This is a genomic window from Embleya sp. NPDC001921 (assembly GCF_053594475.1).
On record NZ_JBSFEO010000028.1, the window covers coordinates 1 to 25,521 of the forward strand.

General features: G+C 72.4%; 22 protein-coding genes, 1 tRNA gene and 1 pseudogene. 12 read left to right on the plus strand and 12 right to left on the minus strand.

Going from position 1 to position 25,521, the window contains the following annotated elements:
* Window positions 1–157: 157 nt before the first annotated feature.
* On the minus strand, window positions 158–361 hold the full coding sequence (locus ACWCPW_RS29090) for a hypothetical protein (RefSeq protein WP_449764556.1): 204 nt from the start codon (window positions 359–361) through the stop codon (window positions 158–160).
* A gap of 276 nt (window positions 362–637) precedes the next feature.
* Here ACWCPW_RS29090 and ACWCPW_RS29095 point away from each other — a divergent pair.
* Window positions 638–787, plus strand: a pseudogene (locus tag ACWCPW_RS29095) (hydroxymethylbilane synthase); the annotation flags it as partial.
* A 62-nt stretch (window positions 788–849) separates the two neighbouring features.
* Entirely contained in the window at window positions 850–1,503 is a 654-nt protein-coding gene (hemC, locus tag ACWCPW_RS29100) for a hydroxymethylbilane synthase (protein WP_449764557.1), read from the plus strand.
* A gap of 166 nt (window positions 1,504–1,669) precedes the next feature.
* Here hemC and ACWCPW_RS29105 read toward each other — a convergent pair whose 3' ends face one another.
* On the minus strand, window positions 1,670–2,152 hold the full coding sequence (locus tag ACWCPW_RS29105; RefSeq protein WP_449764558.1) for a hypothetical protein: 483 nt from the start codon (window positions 2,150–2,152) through the stop codon (window positions 1,670–1,672).
* A 339-nt stretch (window positions 2,153–2,491) separates the two neighbouring features.
* Between ACWCPW_RS29105 and ACWCPW_RS29110 the strand changes: the two genes are divergently transcribed.
* A complete protein-coding gene (locus ACWCPW_RS29110; protein WP_449764559.1) occupies window positions 2,492–3,049 on the plus strand; it encodes a hypothetical protein in 558 nt (185 codons plus the stop codon).
* 62 nt (window positions 3,050–3,111) lie between these two features.
* On the opposite strand, the gene ACWCPW_RS29115 is transcribed toward ACWCPW_RS29110, so the two are convergent.
* Window positions 3,112–3,354, minus strand: coding sequence for a hypothetical protein (locus ACWCPW_RS29115; protein WP_449764560.1), 243 nt, complete (start codon window positions 3,352–3,354; stop codon window positions 3,112–3,114).
* 132 nt (window positions 3,355–3,486) lie between these two features.
* Here ACWCPW_RS29115 and ACWCPW_RS29120 point away from each other — a divergent pair, with 132 nt between their 5' ends.
* Window positions 3,487–3,693: a hypothetical protein gene (locus tag ACWCPW_RS29120; RefSeq protein ID WP_395863161.1), complete on the plus strand. Its 207-nt coding sequence runs from the start codon at window positions 3,487–3,489 to the stop codon at window positions 3,691–3,693.
* Here the strand turns inward: ACWCPW_RS29120 and ACWCPW_RS29125 are convergent.
* A complete protein-coding gene (locus tag ACWCPW_RS29125; protein ID WP_449764561.1) occupies window positions 3,684–4,847 on the minus strand; it encodes a nucleoside 2-deoxyribosyltransferase domain-containing protein in 1,164 nt (387 codons plus the stop codon). The genes ACWCPW_RS29120 and ACWCPW_RS29125 overlap by 10 nt on opposite strands.
* A gap of 165 nt (window positions 4,848–5,012) precedes the next feature.
* Between ACWCPW_RS29125 and ACWCPW_RS29130 the strand changes: the two genes are divergently transcribed.
* Complete coding sequence (locus ACWCPW_RS29130; RefSeq protein ID WP_449764562.1) at window positions 5,013–6,743, plus strand: protein kinase domain-containing protein; 1,731 nt, start codon at window positions 5,013–5,015, stop codon at window positions 6,741–6,743.
* A gap of 15 nt (window positions 6,744–6,758) precedes the next feature.
* Here the strand turns inward: ACWCPW_RS29130 and ACWCPW_RS29135 are convergent, their stop codons facing one another.
* Window positions 6,759–8,480 carry a class I adenylate-forming enzyme family protein gene (locus ACWCPW_RS29135; protein ID WP_449764563.1) on the minus strand — a complete coding sequence of 574 codons (1,722 nt, stop codon included), beginning with the start codon at window positions 8,478–8,480 and terminating at the stop codon, window positions 6,759–6,761.
* A 171-nt stretch (window positions 8,481–8,651) separates the two neighbouring features.
* Here ACWCPW_RS29135 and ACWCPW_RS29140 point away from each other — a divergent pair, with 171 nt between their 5' ends.
* Window positions 8,652–9,509, plus strand: a complete 858-nt coding sequence (locus ACWCPW_RS29140; RefSeq protein WP_449764564.1) for an enoyl-CoA hydratase-related protein — start codon at window positions 8,652–8,654, stop codon at window positions 9,507–9,509.
* Window positions 9,510–9,702: 193 nt separating this feature from the next.
* On the plus strand, window positions 9,703–10,182 hold the full coding sequence (locus ACWCPW_RS29145) for a MarR family winged helix-turn-helix transcriptional regulator (RefSeq protein WP_449764565.1): 480 nt from the start codon (window positions 9,703–9,705) through the stop codon (window positions 10,180–10,182).
* Between the two features lie 26 nt (window positions 10,183–10,208).
* Here the strand turns inward: ACWCPW_RS29145 and ACWCPW_RS29150 are convergent, their stop codons facing one another.
* Together ACWCPW_RS29150 and ACWCPW_RS29155 are read right to left on the minus strand one after the other, a co-directional pair.
* Window positions 10,209–12,476: a RelA/SpoT family protein gene (locus ACWCPW_RS29150; protein ID WP_449764566.1), complete on the minus strand. Its 2,268-nt coding sequence runs from the start codon at window positions 12,474–12,476 to the stop codon at window positions 10,209–10,211.
* Window positions 12,477–12,719: 243 nt separating this feature from the next.
* Window positions 12,720–13,856 (minus strand): phosphotransferase family protein, encoded by a 1,137-nt coding sequence (locus ACWCPW_RS29155; RefSeq protein WP_449764567.1) that lies wholly within the window; start codon window positions 13,854–13,856, stop codon window positions 12,720–12,722.
* A gap of 241 nt (window positions 13,857–14,097) precedes the next feature.
* Between ACWCPW_RS29155 and ACWCPW_RS29160 the strand changes: the two genes are divergently transcribed.
* Window positions 14,098–14,910, plus strand: a complete 813-nt coding sequence (locus tag ACWCPW_RS29160; RefSeq protein WP_449764568.1) for a phosphatase PAP2 family protein — start codon at window positions 14,098–14,100, stop codon at window positions 14,908–14,910.
* Between the two features lie 279 nt (window positions 14,911–15,189).
* Window positions 15,190–15,855, plus strand: coding sequence for an HAD family hydrolase (locus ACWCPW_RS29165; RefSeq protein WP_449764569.1), 666 nt, complete (start codon window positions 15,190–15,192; stop codon window positions 15,853–15,855).
* Between the two features lie 552 nt (window positions 15,856–16,407).
* Here ACWCPW_RS29165 and ACWCPW_RS29170 read toward each other — a convergent pair.
* Window positions 16,408–17,445 (minus strand): transcriptional regulator, encoded by a 1,038-nt coding sequence (locus tag ACWCPW_RS29170; protein WP_449764570.1) that lies wholly within the window; start codon window positions 17,443–17,445, stop codon window positions 16,408–16,410.
* A gap of 357 nt (window positions 17,446–17,802) precedes the next feature.
* On the opposite strand from ACWCPW_RS29170, the gene ACWCPW_RS29175 reads away from it, so the two are divergent.
* Entirely contained in the window at window positions 17,803–18,240 is a 438-nt protein-coding gene (locus tag ACWCPW_RS29175; RefSeq protein WP_360307626.1) for a hypothetical protein, read from the plus strand.
* Window positions 18,241–18,637: 397 nt separating this feature from the next.
* Entirely contained in the window at window positions 18,638–18,973 is a 336-nt protein-coding gene (locus ACWCPW_RS29180; protein ID WP_406296434.1) for a hypothetical protein, read from the plus strand.
* 145 nt (window positions 18,974–19,118) lie between these two features.
* On the opposite strand, the gene ACWCPW_RS29185 is transcribed toward ACWCPW_RS29180, so the two are convergent.
* The 4 genes from ACWCPW_RS29185 to ACWCPW_RS29200 form a co-directional block, all read right to left on the minus strand.
* Window positions 19,119–20,462 carry an AAA family ATPase gene (locus ACWCPW_RS29185; RefSeq protein WP_449764571.1) on the minus strand — a complete coding sequence of 448 codons (1,344 nt, stop codon included), beginning with the start codon at window positions 20,460–20,462 and terminating at the stop codon, window positions 19,119–19,121.
* Window positions 20,459–22,000, minus strand: coding sequence for a hypothetical protein (locus tag ACWCPW_RS29190; protein ID WP_449764572.1), 1,542 nt, complete (start codon window positions 21,998–22,000; stop codon window positions 20,459–20,461). Before ACWCPW_RS29190 ends, ACWCPW_RS29185 begins: the two co-directional genes overlap by 4 nt.
* Window positions 21,997–23,133, minus strand: a complete 1,137-nt coding sequence (locus tag ACWCPW_RS29195) for a hypothetical protein (protein WP_449764573.1) — start codon at window positions 23,131–23,133, stop codon at window positions 21,997–21,999. The genes ACWCPW_RS29190 and ACWCPW_RS29195 overlap by 4 nt, the downstream gene beginning before the upstream one ends.
* Before the next feature lie 74 nt (window positions 23,134–23,207).
* On the minus strand, window positions 23,208–25,013 hold the full coding sequence (locus ACWCPW_RS29200; protein ID WP_449764574.1) for a hypothetical protein: 1,806 nt from the start codon (window positions 25,011–25,013) through the stop codon (window positions 23,208–23,210).
* Window positions 25,014–25,280: 267 nt separating this feature from the next.
* Here ACWCPW_RS29200 and ACWCPW_RS29205 point away from each other — a divergent pair.
* Window positions 25,281–25,354: transfer RNA gene (locus tag ACWCPW_RS29205), tRNA-Lys, on the plus strand.
* Window positions 25,355–25,521 lie beyond the last annotated feature (167 nt).

The window sequence follows — 25,521 nt, forward strand, 5'->3', positions numbered from 1 at the left end:
CCGCGACGTCCCCACCCCGCTGCCCGCGGAGCCGGCCGGCTCGCACGGGGCGCGGCCGCCCGGCGTAACCGCCACCCGACGCGGGGCGGCCGGTCGGTCCCGGCGCGCCGGGACCGACCGGGGTGCCGCCCGGGCGGTGTGCGGCGTGCCGTCGGTGTCAGCAGCTCTGGGCGAAGGCCGGGTTGATGAAGCCCAGCACGTCGGCGCCGTTGCCGCAGAGGCCGCCCGCCGTCTCGATCGTGTCCGCCTGGACCCGGTGCGTCTCGGCGCCGGCCGGTACGGCGACCGACGCGGTCGCGCCGACGATGGGGGTCGCGATGACGGCCGTGCTGACCAGAAGGCCGCGGACGATGCGCTGCATGGAACGGTTCCTTTTGTCGAAGTGACGGCGCCTCGAAGGGGCGGTGCCTCGAAGTGGCGGTCCCGAACGCCGAGGAGGGCCCGACTCGCCAACGCGACGCCGCACCCGAAGGACACGGCGGTTGCGCCGAATGGAAGATCCGTTCGTTTCGCTCCGACGTGCGCGGATCGCCGTCCCACCTTCGGGGGATCGGGCTCGGGCAAAATGCGCTCTCCCGCGCGTGACGGCCCCAGCGTGTCGGGCACGCAGCTCCGCATCGGTACCCGGTCCTCCCCCATGGCCCTCGCCCAGGCTCGGCTCGTCGCCTCCCTGCTGCCGAGCCACCCGCACGAACCCGCCATCGTCCCGCTGTCCACGAGCGGCGACCGCTGGGGCGGCAGCCTCGCCGAACTCGGCGGCAAGGGCGCGTTCGTCAAGGAGCTCGACCGCGCTCAGCTCGACGGGGAGGTGGACCTGGTGGTGCACTGCCTCAAGGACATACCGGCGACGTGCCGCTGCCCGAGGGACTCACCGTGGCCGCCTACCTGCCCCGCGACGACGTGCACGACTGCGTGGTCGGCGCGCGGTTGGCCGACCTGCCGCCCGGCGCCCGGGTGGGCACCAGTGCGGTGCGCCGCGCGGCGCAACTGCGGCGCGACCACCCGCGGCTGACCCCGGTACCGGTCCGCGGGTCGGCGAACTCCCGGCCGGCCAAACTGGACGCGGGCGAGTTCGACGCGCTGATCCTGGCCGTCGCGGGCCTGGAACGCATCGGCGAAGGGCTGCGCGTCGCCCAGATCCTGACCACCAGTCAGATGTTGCCGGCGGTCGGCGCGGGCGTCCTGGCGTTGCAGTGTCGGATCGACGACGTGCCCACCCTGGCCGCCGCGCGGGCCCTGGACGACCCGCCCACCCGGGCCTGCGTCACCGCCGAGCGCGCGCTGCTGCGCGAGCTGCGCGGCCACTGCCACAGCCCGATCGCCGCCCACTGCACGGGCACCGAGACCGGTCTGACCCTGCACGCGGCGGTCTACGCGACGGATGGCGGCCGAACGCTGGAGGCCACCGACCACGGCTGTGAGCCGGACAAGCTCGGCGTCGCGGTGGCCGGTGAACTGCTCGACCGAGGCGCCCGGGCGCTGATCGACGCGATCCCGCACTGAGCGACGCGGCGGCGCGGCGACTCCGCGACGCGGCGACATGGCGACTCCGCGACCAGACGACGAAACGCGAGCCGTCCCGCCGCCGGCCACGTGGCGTCGGCGGCGGGACGGCTCGTTCATGCCGGGCGGCCACGCCCCCGCGCGGCCCGGCGAATGTTGTGCGTCCTCAGCTGTTGAGGCACTTCTGCACGGTGGACTGCAACTCGCCGGGCAGCTTGTTGGTCCGGGCGTATTCCTGGTCGAACGCGTTCATCTGGGCCTGGCTGTACTTGCTCTTGAGCTCGGTCAACGCGCACTGGCAGTACTTCGTGTTGTTGCCCGAGGTGCTCAGGCAGCCGTTGAGGAAGTTCGTCGAGTACAACGAGCTCCAGTCGCTGCCACCGCTGCTCGCACCCGTGGAGGCCGGCGGATTGGGCGCCGTGGTGCGCGGGCGGGTCGTGGTCGGGCGCTCGCTGACGGGCGGCGCCGGCGTGTCGTCGTCGGTGGCCCGGCCAGTGGGGGCCTTCCCCGTCGGCGTGCTCTCCCCGGTCGCGCTCTTGGTGTCCTTCGGCTCCCCGAGACCGAAGCTGCCGCCGTCCCCGTCGCTCCCACAGGCCCCGACCGCGCAGGTCAGAATCACCGCGATCAGCCCGACTTTGAAGGTGCGCATGCATTCCCCCTATAACGATGTTGGTCGAGACTCTCCTCCCCTGGCTTTGCCGGTCACAAGGGAATCTTTTCGGCCATTGCGTAACGGTTTCGTCGCCGGGACCGTTACGAATGCCGTGGCGCCTCGCCACCGTGATACCACGCGAGACCGACCCGGGTCGTCGGCGGACGCATCCGCCCGGCGTCCCCGGCGGCGAGCGTCGGGCGGGTTTACCGCTCGACAAACAGCAACAAACCGGGCGCCAACGTGCTGATCGTCACATTCCATGGCGTTTATCGATCGAATCTGTTCACTATGGACGGGTTGCCTCCCGTCGGACGGCAGAAAGGACGGCACACCATGAGCTTGACGCCAGAGCACGTGGCCGCGCTGCGCGGCCTTGCCGCCGATGTCTCGGCCCTCGGCGCCGAAGGCGCCCAACGGCATCCCGCCTTCGCCGGTTCCGCCGGTTCGATCGCCGACCGCGCGGACGCGCTCGCGAGCGATGCGCCGCCGTTCCACAAGGTCGCGCTGCGCCGGATCGGCGACGCGATGCGCGCCTGCGCCGAGTCGCGTGAGGCCGGCGACCCGACCCGGGTCGCCACCACCCAGCGCACCGCCGCACATCTGGCCGACCGGCTCGTGCACGCGCTCGACCGCTACGCCTCGGTCTCGCCGACCGCGACGCCGGCCATCTGCACGCGCTGCGACGAGCCGTACATCGCCCAGTTGATCCCCACCCAGCGGCGTTACCTCTCCCGGATCGACGCCCCCGTGTCGGGGCACGTGTTCAACGCGTCCGGCAGCACCTACATCGTCGAGCGGCACGTGTTGTGCCCGCTCCAGGACGTGGCCGGCCTGTCCGACCTGCCCGAGTTCGAGAACCTCGAGAACCTGGACGACCTCGACAACGCCTGATCCACCCCGTCCGGCACGACGGGCGCACACCACCGAGGCCGGGTCCCCCCAGGGACCCGGCCTCAGTCGTGGCCCCGGTCCTTGCGATCCTTCCGCAACCGTCGCAGGTATTCGCGGGTCCACCCGGTCACCTTGACCACCTCGGTCTGCTTGACCCCCGCGGCCATCGCCCGCACCGCCGCCCGTTTGAGTTCTTGACGCGCCTCTTCGTGCGCCTTCTCGGTCCTTCGATACGCCTTCGCGGCCCGGACCAGGCCTTCTCCGGCGGAATCGGGGTGCTCCCGGTCGACATCCTCGTGATCCACACTGTCAGGATGCCATATGGAGGGCCACCTCCGTAGGCCAACACAGTTGACATTTCCGCGTCCAAGAAGGAAACTGGGGACCGAACCAAAGGTGAACGGAAGGTAAACGTCACCAGTCACGGAGGAACCGACATGCTCAAGACCCTCACCGCCCCGGCCATGTGCACCCGCTGTGGCGAGCCGTACGTCGCGGCGCTCAGCCCGCGCTCGCTGGTCACGCTGCAGACCCCGGTGTTCCGCAGCCCGGAGATCGTCGGCGGTCGGCTGATGACCATCGACGACACCGTCTGCCTGGTCGAGCGGCACGCCCCCTGCACGGGTCTGGGCAACTACCGCTGATCCTCGGCGGCGTCCGTCAACACCGCCGCCAGCATCCCCAGCGTCGACCAGTCGACGCACCCGTCACGCAGCAGTTCGCCGTACGTCGTGATCTCGACGTGAGTGCGCTCCCCGTCCCCGGCCACACCATGTGGGCCGGGGACGCTGCGCAGCAGGGCCAATTCCGCGTCGGTGAGTTCGGCCGAGTACACGTGTGCGTGATGTGCCGCCAGGGTCCCGGCGAGCTGGCGCGAGCCGTGTGCCCGCAGCCGCTCCGGCGCGAGCGCCAGACCGGTCTCCTCGGCGACCTCGGCGCACCCGTCCACCGCCGTGCGCCCGCTCCCGCCCGGGAACTCGCGCACGAAGCCGTCCCCGGTCCGCGCCGCCGACCGGAACTCGCGCACGAGCACCACGGTGCTCGCCTGTGCCGGCTCCGCCCGCCGGTAGAGCACCACCGCGGTCACGTCCGGCCGGCCGAGCACCACCTCGTCGTCCTTGACCCGGCCGCCCTCCGCGGCGATCGCGACCCGTACGTGTGCCGCCCACAGCCAGGTCGCCGCGCGCCGCCGCCACACCCACGCGATCCGGCCGCCGAGCAACGTGTTGCCCGCCTCCCGCTGCGCCGCGTACCAGTCCGCGAAGGCCCGGGTCAGCCACACGTTCAACGGGATGTCCCGCTCGCCGTCCGCGCGCGGCTCGCCCGCGCCGAGCGCCTCCAGCACGGTGTCGATCGTCTCGGCCAGGGTGTCCCGTACCGGCACGTCGTGGCCGAGCGCGTAAGCCCGCTGATAGCGCACGTGCGGCGCGTCCGGCGGCGTGCCCAGCACCGCGCGGCCGGAGTCCTTGAGCCATCCCCACTCGTCGTTGGTGGTCAGCCCCGGCAGGTCGCGCAGGTCGCGCGGGATCCAGAAGAGCACCCGGTCGCTGCGGTCGAGGTTGCGCAACTCCCAGTCCCGCTGCACCTGATGGGTCGGCCACGAGTGCCCGTCCGCGGGCTCGGGCACGAACACCACCAGTCGGCCCGGGCCGCGCCACCGCTCGCTGAGCAGCTTCAGCGCGGCGGGCCGCCAGGAGGCGACGTGCGCGGCGCGTGGTGTGGGGCCGGCCAGGAAGACGCTCGCGTCCCACTCCCGCGGCGGCTCGTCGGGCGAGTTCACAACGACGATCTCGGTCATGGCCCCGACCGTAGCGGTCGTCCCCGAGGGTTGATCGAGGGTCGGGCCGATGCTCGTGGGTCGGACCCGATCCCAGTCCGGGTGGTGATGTCGCATACCGTTCCCCGCACGCACGCTGCTACGAAAGAATCACATCCACAAGGCGCGTACGGGGAGGCGTTTGCGGTGGCTCAGTTGTGGCTTGGCAGCCGATATCGGCTGGACAAGAGGCTGGGCTCGGGAGGCAACGCGACCGTGTGGCGGGCCTGGGACCAGAAGATGCAACGGTTCGTCGCGGTCAAGGTGCTCAAGGAGTCGTTCGGCGCGTCCAACAACAGCGTGGACCGCTTCGGCCGCGAGGCGATCATCGTCGGCGGATTGTCCTCGCCGAACATCATCGTCGTGCACGACCAGGGCCGGAAGGCGGTCGTGGAGCACCGGACCGGACCGGAGGCGGCCGGCCCCGAGGCGAGCGGACCGGACCGGCCCCGTCACAGCGGCCGGACCGACCCCGAGACCCGGGTCCTCACCCACGAGGCCGAGACGGTGCACGACGCGCAGGTCACCTCCGCGCTCGGTCCGGGAGCGGGTGACCTGCGCCGCACCGACGGCAAGGTGATGTACCTGGCGATGGAGCTGATCACGGGCCGGTCGCTGGCCCAACTCGTCGCGGACGGCGCGTGGCTGCCGCTCGGACACGTGGTCGGCTGGGCGATCCAACTGTGCGACGGGCTCGACGTCGCGCACGCGGGCGGCGTGCTGCATCGCGACATCAAGCCCGCGAACGTCATGGTGACCTCGCGCGGCGTGGTCAAGGTGCTCGACTTCGGAATAGCGCGGTACATGGAGAAGGTGTCCTCGCGCGCGGGCATCACGCTGCCCGGGAGCATGATCGGCACCCCCGCGTACATGTCGCCCGAACAGATCCTCGGCGGACGCATCGACGGCCGCGCCGACCTGTACAGCGTGGGCTGTGTGCTGCACGAACTACTGACCGGCGCACCGCCGTTCGGCCTGGACCATCCGCATTCGATGATGCAGGCCCACCTGGGGCGCACGCCCGAGTCGGTGCGCAACACCCGGCTGGAGGTGCCCGACGACCTCGCCGCCCTCGTGCTCGCGCTGCTCGCCAAGCGGCCGGAGAACCGGCCCGCGAGCGCGGCGGAGGTCCGCGACCTGCTGTTGGAGTTGTCCGTCACACCGCCGCGCAACCTCGCGCCGCAACCGTGGGGCATCCCGGCGGCGGATCCGGTCGAGCACGACGACGCGCGGCAGACCCAGGACCAGCCGGTGCGGCTGCTCCCCGAGGCGCCCGAGCCGCAACCGACCCGAGAGGCGCCCGAGCCGCAACCGACCCGCGCCGAGGCGCCGGAGCCGCGCCCGGCCCGGGCGAGCGATTCGCTCCAGGTGATGCGGGCCGAAGTGGGGCGGCGGATCCGGGAGTTCGGCAAGGACCACCCGGACACGCTGCTGCTGCGCGAGCAGTTGGCCGCCCGGCTCGGCAAGGATGGGGACGCGCTCGCGGCGATCACCCTGCTGCGCGGGGTGATCTCCGACGGCGGCCGCTTGCGCGGCGCGCTGACCCCGGACACGCTGCGCGCCCGGCACGCGCTCGCGCACTGGACCGGGGTCGCGGGCCGGCCGGCCGAGGCCGCGCGGCTGCTCAAGAACCTGCTGCCGGACCAGGTCCAGGTACTGGGCACCGACGACCTGGACACGCTGCGGATCCGCCGCGAACGGGCCCGCCGGGAGGGCGAGGCGGGCAACTTCGTCGGCGCGGTGCACCACCTGCGCACACTGGTCCCGGACGTGATCCGGGTGCTGGGCCCCAATCACGAGCTGGTCATCGAGGTCTGGGACGAACTCACCTACTGGGAGCACCGCCTCGACGGCTACGGCGTCCGGGACCAGGCGTGAGCGTCGCGCCCGCGCTCACAACGCCAGCATGTCGCGCAGTTCGCGTTTGAGCACCTTGCCCACCGCGTTGCGCGGCAGCGCCCGCTCGGTGAAGCGCACCAGCGTGGGCACCTTGAACGCGGCGAGCCGGCGCGCCACGTGTCCGCGCAGCTCGGCCGCGGTCGCGGCGCCGGCCACGTGCAGCAGCACCACGGCGGCGACCTCCTCGCCCAGATCGTGGTGCGGCACCCCGACCACCGCGACGTCGGCGATCGCCGGATGCTCGAACAGCACCGCCTCGACCTCGGCCGAGTAGACGTTCTCGCCGCCGCGAATGATCACGTCCTTGAGCCGGTCGACCACGTACAACAGCCCCTCGGCGTCGATGTGGCCGAGGTCGCCGGTGCGAAACCACCCGTCCGGGAACGCCTCCCGGCTCTCCGCGGGCCGATTCCAATAGCCCCGGACCACCTGCGGGCCCCGGACCCGGATCTCTCCCGTGTGCCCGGTCGGCAACTCCTCGCCGGTCAGCGGATCGGCCACCCGCAGATCGGCGGTCGGCACCGGCCGGCCGACGCTGTCCGGGTGCGCGTAGTAGTCGTCGCCGGCGTTCGCCACCACCACACAGGTCGTCTCGGTCATCCCGTAGGCGTTCAGCGGCACGATGCCGTTGCCGGACATGGTGCCCACCTGCGCGACCAGATCCGGCGGCACCGGCGAGCCGCCCGCGCCCAGGCTGGTCAGGCTGGACAGGTCGCGACCGGCGCGCAGCGGCGATTCGACCAGCCGGCGCAGCAGCGTGGGCACCATGTTGGCGGTGGTGATCCGCTCGGTCTCGATCAGCTCCAGTGCCGTGGCGGTGTCCCAGCGGTGCATCAGGCACAACTTCGCGCCCTGGGCCGCGCCGATGTAGAGCCCGGCCAGTCCGGCGATGTGGAAGAACGGGTAGACCTGCAGACTGCTCGGCGTCGGCAGGCCCGCGGCCGGTTCCTCGAACACGGCCGGGCCCTTGGCCAGCTCCGCGGTGGGCAGGCCCATTCGGGCCAGGCCGATGGCTCGCGTCAACTGCATCGTGTGCAGGTTGGTGGTGTGGTTGTGGTGCGTGGCGACCGCGCCCTTGGGCCGTCCGGTGGTGCCGGAGGTGTACAGGATGGTCGCGTCGTCGAACGGCCGCGGACCGCTCGCCGGCAGCGCGCACTCGCCGGTGAACCCGCGCAGCAGCGCGGACAGGTCGATCTCGCCGGCGACCGACGGCCCCTCCGGGCGGACCACCAGGACCGCGGGCGCCGTGGCCTCGTCCAGGTGTCCCCGGATCCGCTCGGCCCGCTCGCCGTCGCAGATCAGCACGGCGGCGCCGGAGTCGTCGAGGGCGTAGCGCAGCTCGTCGGCGGTCCACCACGCGTTGAGCGGCACCGCGACCGCGCCCAGGACCTGGGTGGCCCAGAACGCGAGTGGCCACTCCAGGTGGTTGCGCATCGCGATGGCCACCCGGTCGCCGCGCCGCACCCCGCACTCGCCGGCCAGGTATCGGGCCAGGTGGGCAACCAGGCGACGCTGCTCGGCGTAGTCGATCCGCTCGTCCCCGGCGACCAGGGCGTCCCGGCTCCCGTACCGCGCCAGGTCCTCGAAGACCGCGCGCAGCGTCGGCGGGGCCTTGCTCAGGACCCGCCAGGGGATGCCGTCGTGGACGACCTCCTCGATCGCGTAGGCCGATTCGGGTCCCGTGAGTTCGGCCAGGGCCTGTGTGCGATCCAGCATCCGGTGGGTCCACCTCCTGCACGCTGCGAGCGACTGGGGTACCGGGGGGTAGGAGCCCATCAAAGCTAGTGCGGAGATCGCATCCCGGGAACCCTGGCAATCGAGGTGATCACGCGGCAGGGTGGCCGGACGGGTATCGCCGGCACGCGTTCGAACCCGCGGGGGGCTTGCGTGGACTACCAGGAGATCTCGACGTCGATCGAGGCCGGCGTGCTGACCGTGACGCTGGACCGGCCGGACCGGCTCAACGCGTACACCTACCGGATGGGCCGGGAGATCTCGCACGCGTTGGACGTCGCGGACGAGGACGACGACATCCGCGCGGTGGTGTTCACCGGACGCGGGCGGGCCTTTTGCGCCGGGGCCGATCTGGAGCTGGGCGCCGACGCGTTCGACCCGGGCGCGCACGCGGAGCGGTTCGACGGCGCGGTGGACGACGCGGAGGCGTTTCGCGACGACGGCGGTCGGCTCGTGCTGCGGCTGTACCGCTCGAAGAAGCCGCTGATCGCGGCGATCAACGGTGCGGCGGTGGGCGTGGGCGCGACCATGACGCTGCCGATGGACTTCCGGATCGCGTCGTCCGCGGCCCGGTTCGGCTTCGTCTTCGCCCGGCGCGGGATCACCCCCGACGGTTGTTCGACGTGGTTCCTGCCCCGCGTGGTGGGCCTGGACCGGGCGCTGGAGTGGTGCTTCACCGGCCGGGTCTTCGACGCGGCGGAGGCGGCGGAGGCCGGCCTGATCCGCGCGGCGGTGCCGCCGGAGGAACTGCTGCCGCGCGCCCGGGAACTGGCCCGCACGATCGCCGAGAACACCCCGGCGGTGGCCATCGCGCTGACCCGACGGTTGTTGTGGGGCATGCAGAGCGTGCCCGACCCGGAGACCGCCCACCTGCACGAGTCCCGCGCGCTGCACTGGACCGGCGGCTCCGCCGACGTGCGCGAGGGCGTGGTCGCCTTCCTGGAGAAGCGCCGCCCGGACTTCCGCCTGCGGGTGAGCACGGACCTGCCGGATCTGCCGCCGATCCCCTGAGGCGTGTCCCCGCGCGGACGCCCGCGCGCGGCGGATCCGGCCGGGCCGGGGCATCGTGGAGGTGCCGGTCCAAGGGCGCGCGCCGCGCGGCGTCGGACGCCATTCCGGTGCCCATTACAGCTTGTTGTGTTTTGCAACCGTTTCGGGCACTCTTGGCGCACATTCAGGGCGCAAGGTGTTGAGGAGCAAGGCGATGTCGGACAGCGTTGAGCGGCGAGTGGTCCGCGAGGTCGGTGCGGCCACCCGGTTGATTCGGCTGTTGATGGCTCCCCCGCTGCAAGCGGCGGGAATCACCCAGGCGGAATACCACCTGCTCGCCCACCTGGAGGAACGCGGCACCTCCACCGGCAAGGAACTCGCCTGCCGACTGAGCCTGGACAAGACCACCATCAGCCGGCAGTTGACCGCGCTCGAGGAGGCCCGGCTGATCGCCCGCACCACCGATCCGACCAACCGCCGATCGCACCTGATCACCCTCACCGACGCCGGCCGACTGCGCCTGGCCGACGCCCGGCAACGCAGCCTCGCGGTGATGGCGGAACGGTTCACCTCATGGCCCAAGGAGGAGCTGGGCGCGCTCGCCGACCACCTGGCCCGGTTCAACGACGTACTGCGCGGCGACTCCACCGAAGCCGCCGAGCAGCAACAACAGCAACAACAAGCACAGCAGTAGCGGAGGCACCCGACGACCGGCCGGGCCTAGTTGTCGGCCACCCGCGGATGCACACGCGGGCGGGCCCGGTAGACGTCGTAGACGCCCTGCACCCGGCGCAGCGCCCGCAGCAGCTTCGGCAGCGTCGCGAGGTCGGCCAGCCGGATCGTGTACGTCTGCCGCACCCGCATCTGTTGCGGCGGCGCGATCGAGGCCGAGGTGATGTCGGCGCCCTCCGCGTCGATCGCGGCGGTCACGTCGGCGAGCAGTCGGGGGCGGTCCAGCGCCTCGATCTGCACGGTGACCCGATATCCCTGATCGGCCTGGTGCGGCAGCCACGACGCGGCCACCACGTCGCGGCCCGCGCGGCGCATCTGCTGGACGTTCGTGCAGTCGGAGCGGTGTACCGCGACCGTGCCGCCGCGGATCACGAAGCCGGCCAGTTCGTCCGGCGGCACCGGCGTGCAGCAGCGGGCCAGTCGCACCGGGGCTCCGGGCGAGCCCGGCACGCTGACCACGGCCTCGCCGGGGTCGGCCGGTGCGCGCCGGGTCCGGGCCGGGGCCTGCGCGGCGTCCGCGGGGGGCCCGGTCGGCTCCGGGACGGTCGTCGTCGGCGTGCCCTGTGCCGCCTCGCCGGCGGCGGCCAGATTGCCCAGGGGCGGGGCGAGCAGCGGGTCCATCCGGCCCTCGACGCCGTGCGGGTACTTCGCCAGCCAGGCCTCGATCGCGACCCGGGCCAGGGGGCTGCGGACGAACGAGAGCCATTCCTTCGACGGTGCCGCGGCGCCGGGCGGAGCGGTGATGATGGACACCGTCTCGCCGTCCGCGAGCACCGAACTCAAGGCCACCAGACGGCCGTTGATCTGCGCGCCGATACATCGGTGCCCGGTCTGCTCGCCCATCGCGTAGGCCGCGTCCACACACGTGGACCCGGCGGGCAGGGTCAGCGGGCGACCGCCGGGGGTGAAGACCAGGAGCTCGCGGTCCGCCGACAGGTCGGCGGTCAGCGAGCTCCAGAAGACGTGCGCGTCCGGGATGCCGCCCTGCCACGCGAGCAGCCGGTGCAGCCACGCGAGCTGCTCGGGGGCGTCCGGCCCGGTGTCCGGTTTGCCGGTGTGCGCGACCACACCGAACTCGGCCAGTCGATGCATGCGCCGGGTGCGGATGAGCACCTCGACCTTGTCGCCCTCGGGCAGCGTGATGGCGGTGTGCAGGGACTGGTACAGGTTGAACTTGGGGGTGGCGATGTAGTCCTTGAACTCGCCCGCGATCGGCGACCAACAGGTGTGCAGTACGCCGAGCGCGCCGTAACAGTCGGTGTCCGCGTCGACGACGATCATCAGCCGGGACAGGTCGAACGGTCCCAGTTCCTCGCGCCCTCGACGCTTTTGTACTCGGCGCACCGATACGTGGTGCCGCGCGCGCGGCGATACCTCCGCCTCGATCCCGGCGTCCCGCAGCGCGCGTTTGACCGTCGCGCACAGCTTGGACACGGCCTCGTCGGTGGCCGCCTGGCTCGCACCGACGGTGCGCGCGGTGGCGGCGTGCTCCTCGGGGCGCAGCGTCGCGAAGACGATGTCCTCCAGCTCCGACTTGAGCACGTGGATGCCCAACCGCTCGGCGAGCGGGATGAACACCTCCTGCGTGGCCTCGGCGGTGCGGATCTGGCTGGCCCGGCGGCGATATCGGATCGTGCGCATGTTGTGCAGCCGGTCGGCCAGCTTGATCACGGTCACCCGCAGGTCCCGACCGGTGGCCACGATGATCTTGCGCATCGTCTCGGCCTCGGCCCGGTCGCCCAGGTCCACCCGCTCCAGCTTGGTCACGCCGTCGACCAGGTGCGTGACGTCGTCGCCGAACGCCGCGCGCACCTCGTCCAGGGTCAGGTCGGTGTCCTCGACCGTGTCGTGCAGCAGCGCGGCGACCAGCGTCGTGGTGTCGGCACCGAGCTCGGCCAGGATCGTGGCCACCGCGAGCGGGTGCGTGATGTACGGCTCGCCGCTCTTGCGCATTTGCCCGCGATGGGACAACTCCGCGACCGCGTACGCCTCCTGAATGGCCGTCACATCGGCCTTCGGGTGGTGCACGCGATGCACCTGGAGCAGTGGTTCGACCGCGTCCGGCGTGCGTCGGCGGCTTCCGGTGAGGAAGGTGACCGCGGCCAGACCCAGGCGTTGGATGGGTTGTTGGACAGGCCGGCGGGAGAGTCGTCCGACGCGGTCGGACATGCTCCGGCTCGGAACGTCACCCTCGGCTCGCGGCGCACCCTTGGGCACACCCGCACCGGCCGGCGGGTCGAGTCCCCCGATCGTCATGCGGCACCTCCGGCAGCTACCCCCGGAGTCGCCCCCGGTGATTCATGCTACCGACAACAACACGGACCGTGTCCGCGTGATGTCGCCCGTCACACACGATCACCCGCACGGGTCATGGCGCCCGCTACGGATGATGGTGAAGAGCCCAGCCTAACCCCTCGGGATCTTGTCCGGGCGCGCACCCACCGGGCCCGGGGGGCGCACCCGTCGCGCGGTGGGCGTGCGAGTCGCGGTGACTGGGCGTCAGTTCCCGTCCGCGCGCTCCCCATACGTGCCCGCGATCATGGCCTCGATCAGCCCCCGGTGCAGCACCGTCTCGTCCAGGTCGGCCGGCTGCTCGCGCTCGCCGAAGTGCCACTGGCGGTGCGCGATGCGGGCCATCACCACGCCGTGCCGCACGGCCGCGTACATCTCGAAGTACCGCATGTCGCGCGGTGTGTGGCCGGTGAGCTTCTCGTACTGCGCGCACACGTCCTCGGTGCGCATGAAGTCGGGCAGGCCCGGCATGCCGTAGCGGGTGGCGATGTCCTGGAAGAACGCGTGGATGAAGATCATCCAGGCGATGTCCAGCTCGCGCGGGCCGACGGCGGCCATCTCCCAGTCCAGCACCGCGGTCGGTTCGAAGTCCACGTAGAGGATGTTGCCGATCCGCGCGTCGCCCCAGCTGATCACGTCCGGGCCGACCTCGGCCGGGAAGTTGTCCTCCAGCCACGCGAAGGCGCGGTCCAGGAGCGGTACGCGCTGCCCCTCGATGCCCCACTCGTAGAACGCGCGCAGGTCGTCCAGGTGCCGGCGCAGCGCGTTCTCGCCGGTGCCCTCGTACTGCAGGAAGGCGATCTCCTCGGGCGTCGTGTCGATGCCGTGGATCGCGGCGACGACGGCGACCGACTCCTCCTGGAGCCGACGGCGCTGCTCGGGCGTGGCCGCGAGCATCCAGCCGTCGATCGTGTACGGCATCACGTCCGGCGGCGCGGCGCCCTCGGCCCGGCGCATCACGAAGAACGGGGCACCCAACGCGGCCTCGTCCGGCTCGTTCCACAACAACGCGGGCACCGGGATCGAACAGCGCTCGCCGACCAGGGTCATCACCGCGTACTGCTTGTCCAGGTCGTAGGTCGGGAAGACCGGCTTGGCGTCCATCGACGGGCGCATCCGCACCACGCAGCGCTCGGTGCGGCGCTCGCCGTCCACCGTCCAGGTCGCGTCGAACAGCAGGGTCTCGCTGGACATCCCGTTGCCGGAGGGCGCCTTGAGCTCGGATATCTCCGGGTCGGCGCCCTCGGGCAGCCGGCCGGCCAGCCACGCGAGCAGTTGGTCGTGCACCGTCGCCAGGTCCCGTGTGCTCGTCTGCGGACGGGTGACCTCGTCGGGGTCGGCCACGACAACCTCCGGTATCCACGTCGCGATGTGCGACCGGCGCTGCCGGACGTCCCTGCCGACGCCCGGTCCCCGCCCTGCCGGCGGCGGTTGCCCGCCGGAAAAGTGAAACACGTTCTATCATGTGTGACACGTGTCATCAATGGCCGCGCGGCCCGCCGCGGCCCGAACGCCCGGGGGATCACCGGCCGGAACGCCCGGACGCGCCGCCGGATTCGGCTCCCCGGTGTTGCAGACTGGACGGATGTCCCCAACCTCCGCCACGGTCCGCCGGCGCCCGCGCTGGTGGACCGAGTTGCTACTGATCGCGGTGTTGTACGAGGCGTACTCGCTCAGCCGACTCGTGGTCCGCGGCGACGTGGACGCCGCGCTGCGCAACGCCGAGCGAATACTGCACGTGGAGTCGCTGACCCACCTGGATCCCGAACGCATGCTCAACCGGGTCGTCACCGACCACGTGTTCATCGGCGTGGTCTGCGACTACGCGTACGCGACGCTGCACTACGTGGTGACCCCGCTGGTGCTGTTCTGGTTGTGGCGCGGACGCCCCGAGCGCTACCGGGGCGCCCGCACCACGTTGGCGATCGCCACGGTGGTCTCGCTGGCGGGCTTCATGCTCTTCCCGACCGCGCCGCCGCGGATGATCGACGGCTTCACCGACACCATGGCGCACTTCGCGTCCTGGGGCTGGTGGGGCGCCGGCGCCAGTGCGCCGCGCGGCATGGAGCACATGACCAACGAGTACGCGGCGATGCCGTCCCTGCACGTGGGCTGGGCCGCGTGGTGCGGATGGCAGCTATGGCGGCACGGACGCGGCCCGGTGCCGCGCGGGCTGGGCGTGGCGTACCCGCTCTTCGTGGTCCTGGTGGTGCTCGGCACCGCCAACCACTACCTCGCGGACGTGCTCGCGGGACTCGCCGTGATGGGAGTGGGCGCGCTCGCGTCGCCCTGGGTGCTGCGCGGAGCGGACCGAGTACGCGATGGGGTGGCGATGCGCCGGACGGGATCGGAACCGCCGGGACAACCGATCGTCATCGACCACAGAAATGCCGCTTAGTACCGCCGATTCGCGGCTGATGAAACGATTTCGATCAAGGTCGACCGGATACGACCTTCGAACGACGCTTGCCTGGCAGGCAAGCGGTACCTTCTGGGAGGTCCCGTGCCCGGCAACGGCAAGGATTCCGTCATCGGGTACACGCCGATCGGACAAGCCACCACATCGGTGGACGAACCCGATCGGGCTCGGCCTGTCCGGCCCAGACCCCGCCCGACGGACCCAGGGGCACGGCGAATCGGAGACGGGGCCGGCAGGCGACGAGAGCGGGGAGCTGTAATGCGGATCAGCGCCGTGGTGTTCGACGTGGGCGAGACCCTCGTCGACGAATCGCGCGAGTACGGCACCTGGGCCGACTGGCTCGGGGTGCCCCGACACACGTTCGCGGCCACGTTCGGGGCGGTGATCGCCCAGGGCCTCGACTATCGCGAGGTGTTCCAGCGCTTTCGGCCGGGCTTCGACCTCACCGTCGAGCGCGCCGCGCGCACCGCCGCGGGCTTTCCCGAGTGGTTCGGCGAGGAAGACCTCTACAACGACACCCGCCCTTGCCTGAAGGCGCTGCGCGACCAGCACGTGTGGCTCGGCGTGGTCGGCAACCAGACCGTGAACGCGGGCGTCATCCTGCGCGGCCTGGACCTGGGCGTGGACCTGCTCGCCACCTCCGACGACTGGGGCATCAGCAAGCCCGAGCCCGCCTTCTTCGAGCGCCTCGTGGCCGAGTGCCCGTGCCCGGCGGAGGAGATCCTGTACGTCGGCGACCGCCTCGACAACGACGTCCGCCCCGCCCACCTCGCCGGCCTGCGCACCGCCCACGTCCGCCGCGGCCCCTGGGGCTACCTGGTAGCCGACGACCCCGAACTGATCGAGGTCACCGACCTACGCCTGGAATCCCTCGGCGAACTCCCCGCCGCCGTCTCCCGCATCAACGGCATCACGGAACCGTAAATCCCCACCCCACCCCAAACCGCCGGCCGAGCCCCCACCAGCCCGGCCGGCACCGCAACCAAAACACCAACCGAGCACCATCAACCCAACCGGCACCACACCCCAAATCACCGCCCGAACAACCACCAGCCCGGCCGGCACCGCAGCCCAAAAATCACGGACCGAGCAACCACCAGCCCAACCGGCACTGCGGCCCAAATCACGGACCGAGCAACCATCAGCCCGGCCGGCGTTTGAGGCCACCTCGGCCGAAGGCCGGCCACCCCAGCCCGGCCGGCACCGCAACCAAAACACCGACCGAGCAACCACCAGCCCGGCCGGCGCTTGAGGCCAAACAGCCGGGCCGGCGCTTGAGGCCACCTCGGCCGAAGGCCGGACAACCCAGCCCGACCGGCGCATGAGGTCAAACAGCCCGGCCGGCGCTTGAGGCCAAACAGCCGGGCCGGCGCTTGAGGCAACCTCGGCCGAAGGCCAGGTAATCCAGCCCGGCCGGCGCATGAGGCCACCTCGGCCGAAGGCCGGACAACCCAGCCCAGCCGAAGGCCGAGTGCATCAGCCCGCCCCCTCCCCAACCGCCGCCCCGCCGCCGGACCGCGGCCCACCCCCCGAGCGCAACCGATCGTCGACGTCCCGCACGAACGACTCCCGCGCCCAGGGCGCCAGCGAAGCCCGCACCGTCCGCACCCGATCCACCGCCGTCGCATACCCCTGCACACCGACCAGATCGAGCGCCTCCTCCAACAGCCGACAGGCGTCTTGCGGTTCACGCGCACCGACCGCGGTCGCGGCCAGCTCCGCGAGCGTCATCGCCCGCTGCTTGTGGCTGTGCGCCGGCAGCCCCGCGAGCGTGCGCTCCAGACTCGCCCGGGCCTCGGCCGAGCGCCCGGCCGCCACCTCCGCGGCGCCCCGGAAGCCCTCCAGACGCGCCGCCGAGAACCAGTCCAGCCACGCCGGCGGCCCGGTGGCCGTCCACGAACCGGGTGTCTCCGGCGGCGCGTACGTGTCGGCGGCGCGATCCAACAGCGGGAAGGCCGCGTCCGGCGTACCGAGCCGGACCTCCGCCTCGGCCGAGATCGCGTCCAGCCACGCCCGCAGCGTGGGCCCGGCGTCGCCACTCGTGGTCCGCTCCCGCGCGGCGGCCAGGGTGTCCCGAGCCTCCCCTCCTCGTCCGGTCCAAGCGGGCGCGAACGCCATGTGCCCGAGCACGGCGGCGGCCAACGAGCCGTCCCGGCCCCGGTCCGCCGCGTCGAGCGCGAGTTCCTGCCAACGCCGCACATGCGGCCCGCGCAGGCTCAGGTCGAAGAAGGCGATCCGGGACGCGAGCAGCGCCGTCTCCGCGATCGCGGACTGGTGCGCCCCATCCGGTCCCTCGGCCAACAGCCGGGCACCGTTGCGGGCGTGTTCGGCCACCACCGGTAGCAGTCGTCCCGGTTCCTCGATCCAATAGCGGGACCGCAGCCGGGCGGTGGTGGCGATGTAGGCGGCGGGGTCGGGCAGATGGGCCGCCGACCCCGAGGAGGCGTATGCGGCGGAATTCTTCGCCGTGAGGCCGGCGACGGCGGCGCCGGCCAGAAAGGTACGTCGTTGCACCGCGTCCTCCATACGCGTGGTGGTGACGGACATGCCTGCGTGGACCCGATCACGCGAACCACCGGGCCCGTACGCTCCGTACTGGATCTCGATCGTGACCCCGTCCCACCTGCGGCGTCATGCCTCTAGCCCGTTAGGGCGGCAAGAGTCCTCAGCGCGTCCTACAGGAGTCCCACCGCGGGCCTCGTCACACGGTGTGCCGGCCTGGTTGCATCTAAGGCAGAAGCGGACGTCCCCGAAGTCGGACGCTTCGGGCTCGTGCAGGACGAAGAGGACGCTTCGAGGACCTCCCGGCCCCCGAGGACGATTCCGTTTCCACGACGAAACGAGAGGACCGCCTCACCGATGGACGCCGACGTGAACCGAACGACGCTGGCAGCGCTGCCGCAGGACGCGCTTCGGAACCCGTACGCCCCTCGCCTGGTAGCGGCCGGCGAGACGTTCGACGTGATCGAGGTGGAGGACCGGCTCGGCCGTGAGGCCCTGGCCACGCTGCACGCACACCGCGTGCCGGTCGGTCCGGTCATCTTCGATCGCCGTTATCGCCGGATCGGATTCCTCGTACCGCCGACCACCGTGATGCCGATGCGGCCGCGCGAGCGTCGGCTCGGCCCGCGCCACCACGGCCGGGGTGCCTGGATCACCTTCCCGCCCCCGCCGGAGCAGAACGACGGGCCGCTCGTGTGGCTCGTGCCGCCGACGCCCGACAACCGCCTGACGACGCTGCGGCACGTGCGCGCGGCGATCGCCGAGGCCGCCCGCGCGCTCGCCGAGCGCCACCAGCAGGCGATCTGAGATCACCCAGGACGTACCGGTCGGGGACCTGACATCACGAGCGGCTCCCCCAATACCTGCTCGACCCGGCCGGTACCGGTAGGACGCGATGCGCCCCCACGCCATAGCGCGTGGGGGCGCATCCGCTTGTCCGGACCCGCGATCCCGACCTGCTCCGCGAGGTTTACCGGCCGTCGAAACCTGCCCGCGCCCCCGGTCCGCGCCGCCGAATCGGGGTTTATCGAAGCGGGGTCCGAGGTCTCGCGCCTCTTTCGGGCAAGGGTCTTTCGGATGGCGTCCGGTTGGCGACAATGGCAAGGGCACGGGATCTTGCGGACCCTTTGGGGTCGACCGATCCCGTCGCTCCCCCCGTCCGTATTCGTCGTCAGCACGTCTGCACTGTCGGAAGGATCCGCGCATGCCGTCCGAGTCGCGCAAGCCCCGTATGCGGCCCGCGCCGCTGTTGTTCGAGCCCTCGGTTCCCGAGCCGCCCGACGAACGCTTCTTCGACCTGGACGATCTGACCGATCCCCAGGAGGTGCTGACCCGCTCCACGGATCTGGCCGAGGCGTTTCGCGCGGCGGCCGACCGGGCGGTGGACTACCAGGCGATGGCCGCGGCCCGGATGGCGGATCCGAATCGCTTCGACCACCTGACGACGGCTCAGATCGCGGCGCGGGCGGGGTGGGGCGAGGAGTACACGGCGAAGATGATCGAGCACGGCCGGAAGCTGCTGCTGGAGCGCGGCGAGTAGCGCCCGACCACGAACGCCGGTCGGGCACGGCCCGGCCGGCGTTCGCACGCCCGCCCCCGCCCGCACGGACTCGCCCCACGCGGACGCACCCCGACCGACCACGCGGTCCCACCCGGACCGCGCCGTCCCATCCGACGCCCCGACCTCACCTCGACAGCGCGACCCGGTGCCCGGCGAGTTCGGCCAGCACCGCCTGGTTCGCCTCCCAGCCGTCCGGGAAGTTGACCGGGACGCCGAGGTGGACCGGGTCGGCGGTGGGGTGCGCGTCGAGCAGTTCGGGGATGCCGGCCCTGGCCACCACCAGGCACGCGTGCCGATGCCGCGAGGCCAGCACGCACAACCGGCCGGTCTCCAGGTGGAACTCGGTCGCGTCGCGCCGACCGGAGAGCGGATGCAGCACCACGGTCACGTCGAACTCGCGACCCTGGAGCCGGTTCGCGGTGTCCACCACGATCTCCGCCGCGCCGAGCGCGCGCAGCGCCGACTCGACTCGGGCCCGCTGCTCGCGGTGGCTGACCCCGATCGCGATCCGCGACGCGTCCAGCGCGACCCCGTCCGGCGTGCGCTCGCCGATCGCGGTGCCGCCCCGCGCGAGCAGCCGCGCGGCGAGCGTCGCGACCGCGTGCACCGCCTCCTCGTCGGCCGCCGCGGTGAACCGCGCGGGCAACTCCAACAGGCCCCAGCCGGAGGTCGCCGCGACGTCCACGACCGCGTCGTACGCGTCGTCCTCACGCGCCGCCTCGAAGCGCAGGAGCCGCTCGCCCGGACCGGTTCCCGAGCGGAACGGGGTGAACGGATAGAACGCCTCGGACACCAGCGGCGCCGCGCTCGCGGGCAGCCGCCAGGACACCGGAAGCCGATGCACCGGCAGGTCCGGGTTGTGCCGGCGGAGCACCACCACCGCGCTCTGCGAGGGGTCGTAGGTCAGGCTGTGCCAGCGCGAGGTGTCCACGGTGGCGAACGGGTCGAGCTGGCCGGGGTCGCCCACGAACAGCGCGCGGTCGAACAGCCGGGCCACCAGCAGCAGGGCGTCCGAACGCATCTGGTACGCCTCGTCGACGATCGCCCACGGCCAGCGCCGGTCCTGGACCAGCGCCCACTTGGCGGCGGTGGCCACCACCACGGCGCACGCGTCCAGCGCCTCGGCCTTCTCCGCGTTCACCACCGACGTGCCCACCAGCGCGGGCGGCAGCCGGTATCCGGTGGCGGACAGCCGGCCCACCGTCAGCCTCGGGTGCTCCGCCAGCAGCCGCACCAGCAGGTCGTCGACCTGGTTGTTGGTCTGCGCGACGATCATCAGCCGCTCGCCGCCCTCGGCCAGCTCCCCCGCCGCGCGCACCACCAGCGTCGACTTGCCCGCGCCGGGCGGCGAGTCGACCACGACGCCGCGATGCGTCCCGGAGCCGAGGTCGGCGAGCACGGCGTCGGTCGCGGCGGCGGCGAGCGCGGCCGGGTCGCCCTCGGGATGCCGGGCCCGCACGACCGTCACGACCAGTCCTCCAACGCGTCGTCGTCCGCCTCCGGGGCGGCCTCGGGTTCGGGTTCCGGCGGCGGGCCGCCGTGCGTCCAGGGGGTGTCCTCGACGGCGGGCCAGTCGGGGCCGCGCCGGAACTCGGCGATCAGCGAGGTCCAGCACAGGACTTCGCCCGGCTCGGGCACACTGCCCGGCTTGGGCGCCTTGCCGCCGCCCATCCCGCCGCGCAGTTCCAACACGACCCGACCGGGCTCGGTCTCCAGGACCCGCGCCTTCGCGTCCGGGCGCTCGACACACGCCAGGTCGGTGCCCGGTGCGAACAGCGGCTCGTCGTCGGTGGAAAAGGTCAACAGCGGACGCGGGCGGGCGGTCTTCTTCCCCGGCTCGGCGACCATGCGCTCGGCGTCCACCGCGATCAGCTCGCCGCGGAACGCCTCGCCCGCGAGCCGGACGGCGGCCATCAACAGCGGGTCGTCGCGCACCTGTTCGGCGTCCAGCCGAGCCTGCGCCCGTTCCCTGGTGGCCAGTTGCGCGGCGGCGGAGATCGCCCCGGGCACCCGCGGCTGCGGACGCGACTCGGGGTCGGCCAGGTCCGCGGCGAAGAAGCTGTACGAGGCCCGGTCGGCCTCCCACCGTCCGGCCACCGAGGCTCCCTCGGGCAGCGCGCCGAGCAACTCCACGCCGCGCCACATGCGATCCCAGGTCGGCATCAACTCGGCGGCCAGCGCGTCCCGAATCGCGTTCTCCGCGTCCCGACCGCGTGGCCCGAGATCGGTGCGGACACCGGTGTCGGCCGCCTCCTCGTCCCGTTCCGCGGCCACCGCCTCGTCGAACGCGGCGATCAGCGGCACCAGTCGCTCGTCGAACGCCGGATCGGTCGCGGGCCCCGCGGTCGGGCCGCCCTCGACCTCCCGGGCCGCCCGGTCTCCGCGCTGCCCAGCCGGCGGGTCGATCCAGGCGAGCAGTGCGGCCAGTTCGCCGTCCTCCAGCGCGCTCTGCCCGGTCGCCCACATCTGGGTGAGCAGGTCGGTCATCGCCAGCAGCACGCTCGATCCGGGCACCCCGGCCCGATCGGCGAGCCACGTGCTCCACCGGCCGAGCAGCGGCACCTCCTCGGCCACCGCGAACTCGCCCTCGGTGCGCCGGAATCGGGTGGAGCGGCCGAGCAGCCGCAGATACTCGACACCACCCGACGTGGGCACCAGCACCTGGGGCGCGTCCACGCTGCGCTCGTACGGGTCGTCGCCGCGTCGCTCGATCGTCTCGGTCTCGGCGGCGAAGGCGCCCAGGTACGGCAGCAGCAGACGACCCAGCTCGGCCGCGTGTGCGAACCGCCGGTCCCGGTCCCGCGGTTGCGGTACGGCGAGCAGGTGCGGCCGGTCGCGCTCGGTCCCCACCAGCACGGCCAACGGCGCGAACGCCTCGCCCGCGAGCACGTAGGGCACCAGCACCACCGGTCGGGCGGACAGGTGCCGGTGTCGGACGGTCGCGGCCGGCTGGGCCACCCCGGTCGCGGCGGCACGCAGCCGGCCGAGCGCGGCGATCGCGCTCACCCGACGCCGCCGAGCACCTCGGAGCGCAGCGCCTTCGCCCGGCGGAGCAGTCTGGCCACGTCCTCCTCGCCGGGCTCGGCGGCACGCGTGCCGTCGGCGAGCGCGAGCGCGTCGGCGATGTCCTCGATCCCGCCCAGCGCACCGCGCACCGCCGTGCCGAGGGTGCCCACGCTGCCGCCGCCGGGTGCGCAGCCGCGGGCCTCGTGCCGGCAGAACAGCGCGAGTTCGCACGCGGACAGGCAGTCCGGGACGTACGCGGCGGGCACCTGTGCGACGGCCGCTTCGGCCCGGTCGCCGTCGACGTCGAAGGTCAGCGTGTCCGGCAGTTCGCCGAGCAGTTCCTCCACCCCGGACAGGCGCTCCAACCGGCGCCGGGTGGTGGCCAGTTCGCGCCGTACGTCGAGCACGACGGCGACCGGGCGATTGGAGAAGTCCTGCGCGCACACCAGCACGATGTCGGTGGCCACGATCGCCGGGTCCAGGCCCAGGTCGGCGGCCAGTCGGCGCAGCGCGTGCACGTACACCGCGGACTGCCGGGTGGCCGAGGCGAGCTTGCCGGGGTCGGCGGACCCGTCGATGATCGCGAAGGACTTGATCTCCACCACGTACAGCCGGCCGGCCACTCGGCAGGCCATCGCGTCCGGTTCCAGGTAGGCGCGGCGGCCGGCCACGTCCAACGGCAGCAGCGGATGGTCCAGGATCGCGCACGCGTCGGGTTCGCCGCGGGCGGCTTGGAGCAGCGCGTCGCGGGTGCGGGCCACCCGTTCCTCGCGGCCGGGCCGGCCGGTGCCCTCGTGGTCGACGTCGACCAGCGCGCCGCCGTCCGGGTCGGCGCCGAGCGCCTCGGCGAGCAGTCGGCGCAACTCCGCTCCGCCGTCCGCCTTGACCCGGGCCTCGAACACGTTGCCCCGCCCGATCGCGAACGGCGATCGGCCGTAGCGGGGCGGGAAGCCGAGTCGGTCGGCGAGCACGGTCTTCTCGATGCCCGCCGCGTCGAGCACGCCCCGGCGGGCGCATCCCGGGTTGGCCGCGAGGGCGGCGACCGTGCGGGCGTTGTGATTGCGGGTGGGCAGTGTGCCGCGCAACTGCTCCAGCCTGCCGGCGATAGCGCCGGTGGTACCCGTCGTGCGCATGTCTCGTGTACGGCTTTCGTCGTCGAACCGTCCGGTCCCGGGTCAGTGTGGACCATGTCACCGACACGGGGAACTCAGGTCTGCTCGTCCGCTCCGGGCAGGGCCACGAATCCGGTCTCGTCGGTGGGCGCGAGTTCGCTGAACGACTCCAGCGCCTCGTCGAGTTGGCGCACGGCGACCGAGTTCTTGTAGGGCTCCAACTGTTTGCGGGTGATCCGTACGCGGTCCATCGCCATCGAATACCAGTGCACGCGCAGCATGTCGACGGCCTGGAACAGTCGGCCGCACGCCTCGTCCACCTGGCCGGCCTGGAAGGCCGCCTCGGCCAGGTCGGCGTACATCACCGCGCGCTGCTTGTCGCCGTTGGGCGGCAGGTTCTGCAGCGCGTCGTTGAGCGAGCCCTGGGCCTGGTCCATCCGGCGCGCGGTGAGTTCGGTCTTGCCGCGAAAGCCCCACAGCCGGGAGGCGTCGAAGAAGTCCAGCCACGGCGGCGTGGGCGTGTTGTCCGGATGGCACAGCAGGTCCTCGGCCCGATCGAGCAGGTGCAGCCCGCGCTCGGGGGTGCCGCGCAGCGACTCGAACTCGGATTGCACCGCGTCGAACCACGCGAGCATCACCATCGGCGCACCGCGCGTAGCCGTCTTGCGCGCGAAGTCGAGGATGTCCTCGGCGGCGGAGGGCGCCGCGTCGAAGGCGGGGATGAACGCGGTGTGCGCGAGCACGGCGGCGGCCAGCAGGGTGTCGCCGGCCTCGTTGGCGGCACGGTAGGCGACCAGGTAGTGGTCCTGCGCGTCGTGCGGGCGGTCCAGGTCGAAGAAGGCCATCCGGCCGGCCAGCATCGCGGTCTCCGCCAGCGACGCGCCCAGGATCCGGCGGGCCCGGGCCGGGCCGGGGGCGTTGAGCAGTTGGGTGCCCAGGCGCACGTGCGCGATCACCGACGGGTAGGCGATGGCGGCGGGGGCGACCCAGTACATCTGCCGGTAGGTCCGGGTGAGCATCGCGTACTGGTCGGCGCCGACCACGGTGAGCTGGCCCGCCCGCGAGTGCATCGGCACCGCGAGGGGGCCCGGGTCGGGGGTGTCCCGGAGCAGTTGGCGCAGCACCGCGGGGGTGGCGATCTCCAGCGTCCGGGCCGGGGGCTCGGCGACCGGGGGGCCGATCGCACGCAGTGGCGGGCGGACCGGCAGGCCCGGTGGGGCCGGTGGGCCGTCCCCTTCCAGCCGACGACCACCGACCACGGTGGGCCCGGTCTCGAAGGAGGACCGGGGCGGCACGATCGCGGGTCCGGGCGGCGGCACCGGGCCGGGTGTGGGAGGGGGACCCGGGGGCGGCACGGGGCCCGGCGGCGGCACCGGGCCGGAGCGCGGTGGCGGCACCTGTCGCTTGACCCCGGGGGCCGCGTGGGTCGGCACGGCCATCGCCCCGCCGATCGGACCGCCGCCGGCGGGCGGCTGCCGGCGCACCCGGGCCTCGCCGTACCCCGGATACTCCGGGCGATCGGGCGCCCGCCCGGTTTCCCGGGCGGGCGCGGGGAACACGGGTGGAGCGGGCGGTTGCTCCAGGGCGGGCGGCGCGTCGGTGTAGCCCTCGCCATACTCGGCCAACTCGGCCTGCCACGGAGGCGTGAACCCCAGGTCGGTCAACGGCCGCTCGAACAAAGCCTGCAGGACCTGCTGATAATCGGGGGTCGGCCAGGGCGGATCGGCACTTTCCCAACGCCGTACCTGCCGCACGCTGACGCCGAGTCGAAGTCCGCATTCGAGCGCCTTCTTCTCGAAGGCGTCGGCCAATTGTTGCTGGGAAACCCAGCCATGCGAGTGCCGTAGGGCCTTCAGCCGGACATTCCCGGACGAAGGACCGGCCCCCTGCCGCATGGCCATCGGCCCTCCCGGTTACGACGTGCGGTGTGCTGTGCAGGCTGTGATGCCGACGGTACCCGCCGTGAGACGGGCCGGGGGACCTCTTTGCGGATGTCCGGAAAGGGGCGTCCTCCCGGTGTCCTCAAAGAAGTCCTACGAGGGACCTTGCGCGCCCTCGATACGCTCCCCGCGCGCCCCCCGCCCGCGATCCGAGCGTGTCGATGGCTGTCGATGGGTGTCGATTTTCGATCACCGCCGACCCCTGCTAATGTTTCCCACGCAACGCAAGCGCCGCTAGCTCAGTTGGTTAGAGCAGCTGACTCTTAATCAGCGGGTCCGGGGTTCGAGTCCCTGGCGGCGCACCTTGCGAAACGGCGATGGGGCCCTCGGTTCACCGAGGGCCCCATCGCCGTTTCCGCGTTCTCGCTTTTCACGTCCACGCGTCCTCGCCTCGAATTCCACGAACATGTGTTCGGCCTGAATGAATACGTCGGCGTACGGACGGGGTGGACCCCGGGGTGTGCCGATC

What these genes read in the sequence shown, in the direction of transcription:
- ACWCPW_RS29180 (WP_406296434.1), top strand. Translation starts at nt 18,638, where the DNA reads ATGCCGTCCGAGTCGCGCAAGCCCCGTATGCGGCCCGCGCCGCTGTTG.
- ACWCPW_RS29150 (WP_449764566.1), bottom strand. Translation starts at nt 12,476, where the DNA reads ATGACGATCGGGGGACTCGACCCGCCGGCCGGTGCGGGTGTGCCCAAG.
- ACWCPW_RS29135 (WP_449764563.1), bottom strand. Translation starts at nt 8,480, where the DNA reads ATGCTGGATCGCACACAGGCCCTGGCCGAACTCACGGGACCCGAATCG.
- ACWCPW_RS29125 (WP_449764561.1), bottom strand. Translation starts at nt 4,847, where the DNA reads ATGACCGAGATCGTCGTTGTGAACTCGCCCGACGAGCCGCCGCGGGAG.
- ACWCPW_RS29145 (WP_449764565.1), top strand. Translation starts at nt 9,703, where the DNA reads ATGTCGGACAGCGTTGAGCGGCGAGTGGTCCGCGAGGTCGGTGCGGCC.
- ACWCPW_RS29105 (WP_449764558.1), bottom strand. Translation starts at nt 2,152, where the DNA reads ATGCGCACCTTCAAAGTCGGGCTGATCGCGGTGATTCTGACCTGCGCG.
- ACWCPW_RS29160 (WP_449764568.1), top strand. Translation starts at nt 14,098, where the DNA reads ATGTCCCCAACCTCCGCCACGGTCCGCCGGCGCCCGCGCTGGTGGACC.
- ACWCPW_RS29110 (WP_449764559.1), top strand. Translation starts at nt 2,492, where the DNA reads ATGAGCTTGACGCCAGAGCACGTGGCCGCGCTGCGCGGCCTTGCCGCC.
- ACWCPW_RS29165 (WP_449764569.1), top strand. Translation starts at nt 15,190, where the DNA reads ATGCGGATCAGCGCCGTGGTGTTCGACGTGGGCGAGACCCTCGTCGAC.
- ACWCPW_RS29120 (WP_395863161.1), top strand. Translation starts at nt 3,487, where the DNA reads ATGCTCAAGACCCTCACCGCCCCGGCCATGTGCACCCGCTGTGGCGAG.
- ACWCPW_RS29090 (WP_449764556.1), bottom strand. Translation starts at nt 361, where the DNA reads ATGCAGCGCATCGTCCGCGGCCTTCTGGTCAGCACGGCCGTCATCGCG.
- ACWCPW_RS29195 (WP_449764573.1), bottom strand. Translation starts at nt 23,133, where the DNA reads ATGCGCACGACGGGTACCACCGGCGCTATCGCCGGCAGGCTGGAGCAG.
- ACWCPW_RS29200 (WP_449764574.1), bottom strand. Translation starts at nt 25,013, where the DNA reads ATGGCCATGCGGCAGGGGGCCGGTCCTTCGTCCGGGAATGTCCGGCTG.